The sequence below is a fragment of the Micromonospora sp. KC207 genome (genome assembly GCF_004348615.1).
Classification (GTDB): domain Bacteria; phylum Actinomycetota; class Actinomycetes; order Mycobacteriales; family Micromonosporaceae; genus Micromonospora.
Map to the genome: position 1 here is coordinate 1 of NZ_SMKJ01000488.1, position 2,917 is coordinate 2,917.

Genomic DNA, 2,917 nt, shown 5'->3' on the forward strand with positions numbered 1-2,917 from the left:
GCACCACCGCCGACTCGTGCGCGACTACGAAGCCCGACCCGACAACTCCGCCAGCATGATCACCATCGCCATGATCGACAACCTCGCCAAACGGCTCACCACCGAAACCACCCCAACCTGGCGATACGACTAAACCCACATAGCTGACAAAATACGTGAATCAGACGTCCTCTCAGGCCCCTGGTTGCTCGCCGGCGGCGTGCAGCGCCACCAGGTGCGCCTCCTGCCGGGCATTGAGCTTCGGCTGCTTACCCCGCAGCCGACCCTTCGCCTTTGCGACCTTCATCCCTTCCCGGGTTCGCATGCGAGCGAGATCCGCGTCGAACTCCGCCACCATCGCCAGCGTTGTAAACAGCAGCTTGCCGACTGGGTCCGTCGGATCGTGCACCGAACCGCCCAGATTCAGCTTCACCCCGCGGGCGGTGAGCTCCTTGGCAATGTCGTGCGCATCGGCGACCGACCGAGCCAACCGGTCCAGCTTCGACACCACGAGCGTGTCGCCAACCCGGCACGCCGCCAGGGCCTCACGCAGGCCCGGCCGCGCGGTTCGTTCCCGTCAGCCCCTTGTCGACGTAGATCCGCTCCGCCCTGACACCCAGCACGGCCAACGAGTTGAGCTGCGCGGTGAGGTCCTGCTCGTCCGTGGACACCCGCGCGTAGCCGATGAGGAGCTCAGTCACCCGGCGACTGCAGCGTTCACCCCTCGCTTATCGGGCACATCACCGGGCTGGGCTTACGGGACAACGCATCCAGCGCCTCGACGGCACCGAGCGCTCCGGTCTCACGTGTCCGATGAAGGGCCCTCAAACGGGACACCAGCCAAGACACCCATCCGCCCCTGCCACCAAGTTGCCAAGATCGACTATTTGGCGGCGGGTCGTTCGTTACCGGCGCCCCGTGTATGACCCGAGAGCACGGATCATCTCGTCGACCGCGACGCGCACCTCCGCCCTACCTGTCCCCGTCACGCCCTGACCGCACCAGCTGCACTTATTAGCGGATTATCGGTAACAGTAATCCACTAAAAGATACACCCAAATCGGGCAAAACGCTGCTACATCATAATGACAGTTATGCGCGGCGATCCGGGTGGGGTCGGGTGCCGGGAGAAGGGCCGGTGTCCTGGCGCAGTGCACCTGATGTGGCGCAGTGAAGTTGACGCCTCGGCTCGGTGGATCTGATGCGGGCCCAGCGAAGTGATGCCGTAGCGTCACCAGGGTGGGTTTGCTGGTGGTGCTTCCTGACCGCATTTTTTGCGGGGACCAGCGTCGAGCAACACCACCAGGGCGACTTCCCCGAGGGCATCCATGAACCCGTCGCAGGCGTCCTGCGCCCAGGCCCCGCCCTCGCGCGCTTCGCCAGGGAAATACAACAAACCGTCAACCCGCGCTACCGCTGGTATGCCTGGCCGCATTACCGCAAGTTTACGCCCATCACCCCATAAATCATGGACCAGATCGAGGCCATCCGGGATCTGACACAATATGCTGCTGCTGGCGCCAGCCACCGGAGCACTACGGACATGGCGCCGGCATTCCGCACCCGCGACGCTGTCCTCAATGCCGCGCACCGGGACGTGCCTGACCTTGAAAACAGAGAAGACGGCCGACTATGCCAATCAAGTTGAGGCACCGCAGGTCAGGGGCGTGATCATGCCTCCGACGACCAATGATGCGCAGCCATCCCTGCCGACATGACACCCGTGATCATCGCCAGAGAAGGCTGAGCTGTGACCTCAACTCTGTCAACGCCGCCCGCCATTCCGCCGGCACACTCGCCAACAATCAGCAACCGGTGCTGCTCGCCGCCGGCAGCCTGGGGACTGTACAAATAACGGCTGATCGACCGATCAAGGGAGAGACGCCAGATGACGACCGAGACCACCGTGGGACAACCGGCCGTAGGGCCGGTGGGTGCGGTCACGGATGAGCAGTTGATCGCGATGTTGGTCGATCGGGCTCGTGGTGACGGGTTGAAGCTGACCGGTGAGGGCGGGCTATTGCAGCAGCTGACCAAGCGGGTCCTGGAGTCGGCGTTGGACGGGGAGATCACCGACCACGTCGGCTACGACAGGCACGACCGGGCGGGTCGGGGCAGCGGGAACACCCGCAACGGCAGCCGGACCAAGACCGTGCTCACCGATGTCGGGCCGGTCGAGGTCCGGGTTCCACGCGACGCTGCCGGCACGTTCGAGCCGCAGATCGTGCGCAAGCGGCAGCGGCGCCTGTCTGGCGTCGACGACATGGTGCTGTCGCTGTCGGCGAAGGGTCTCACCCATGGGGAGATCGCCGCGCACCTGGCCGAGGTCTATGGCGCCGAGGTGTCGAAGCAGACCATCTCCACCATCACCGACAAGGTCATGGACGGCATGGCCGAGTGGCAGAACCGGCCTCTGGACAGGGTGTATCCGGTGGTGTTCATCCATGCCATCAACGTCAAGATCCGTGATGGTCAGGTCGCGAACCGGCCGATCTACGTCGTCATGGCGGTCACTGTCGACGGGCATCGCGACATCCTCGGGATCTGGGCTGGTGACGGCGGTGAGGGCGCGAAGCACTGGCTGCATGTGCTCACCGAGCTGAAGAACCGCGGCGTCGCCGACGTGTTGATGCTGGTCTGTGACGGGCTCAAGGGCCTGCCGGACGCTGTCGCGACGGTGTGGCCGCGCACGATCGTGCAGACCTGTGGGTGCATCGGACCCGTCAAAGAACAACCTGTCGATTTTCGGTCTCCTGGTCTGCTGCCGATGGCTGCACAGAGGCAAGGAGGTCGGTGGGGGTGGCGTGTCGATATTCAGCGGGGGTGATGGTGATGCGCCGGTTGTCGAGGATGGGTAGGACGTCGTTGATGGCGTTCCAGAGGGTGCTGCGGGAGACGTCGAACAGGTCGGCGAGGGTGTCGAGGCCGCAGACTCGTC

At 64.4% G+C, this 2,917-nt stretch carries 1 protein-coding gene and 3 pseudogenes; 3 read left to right on the forward strand and 1 reads right to left on the reverse strand.

Annotation, left to right across the window (positions count from 1 at the left end; translation table 11 throughout):
• Positions 1-133: pseudogene (locus E1258_RS31605) on the forward strand (IS5/IS1182 family transposase); the annotation flags it as partial.
• Positions 134-172: 39 nt separating this feature from the next.
• Here E1258_RS31605 and E1258_RS31610 read toward each other — a convergent pair.
• Positions 173-680, reverse strand: a pseudogene (locus E1258_RS31610) (recombinase family protein).
• Positions 681-1,447: 767 nt separating this feature from the next.
• Here E1258_RS31610 and E1258_RS34170 point away from each other — a divergent pair.
• Together E1258_RS34170 and E1258_RS31620 are read left to right on the forward strand one after the other, a co-directional pair.
• Positions 1,448-1,627, forward strand: a complete 180-nt coding sequence (locus E1258_RS34170; protein ID WP_132407524.1) for a hypothetical protein — start codon at positions 1,448-1,450, stop codon at positions 1,625-1,627.
• Positions 1,628-1,942: 315 nt separating this feature from the next.
• Positions 1,943-2,686 (forward strand): annotated as a pseudogene (locus E1258_RS31620) (IS256 family transposase); the annotation flags it as partial.
• Positions 2,687-2,917: the final 231 nt, after the last annotated feature.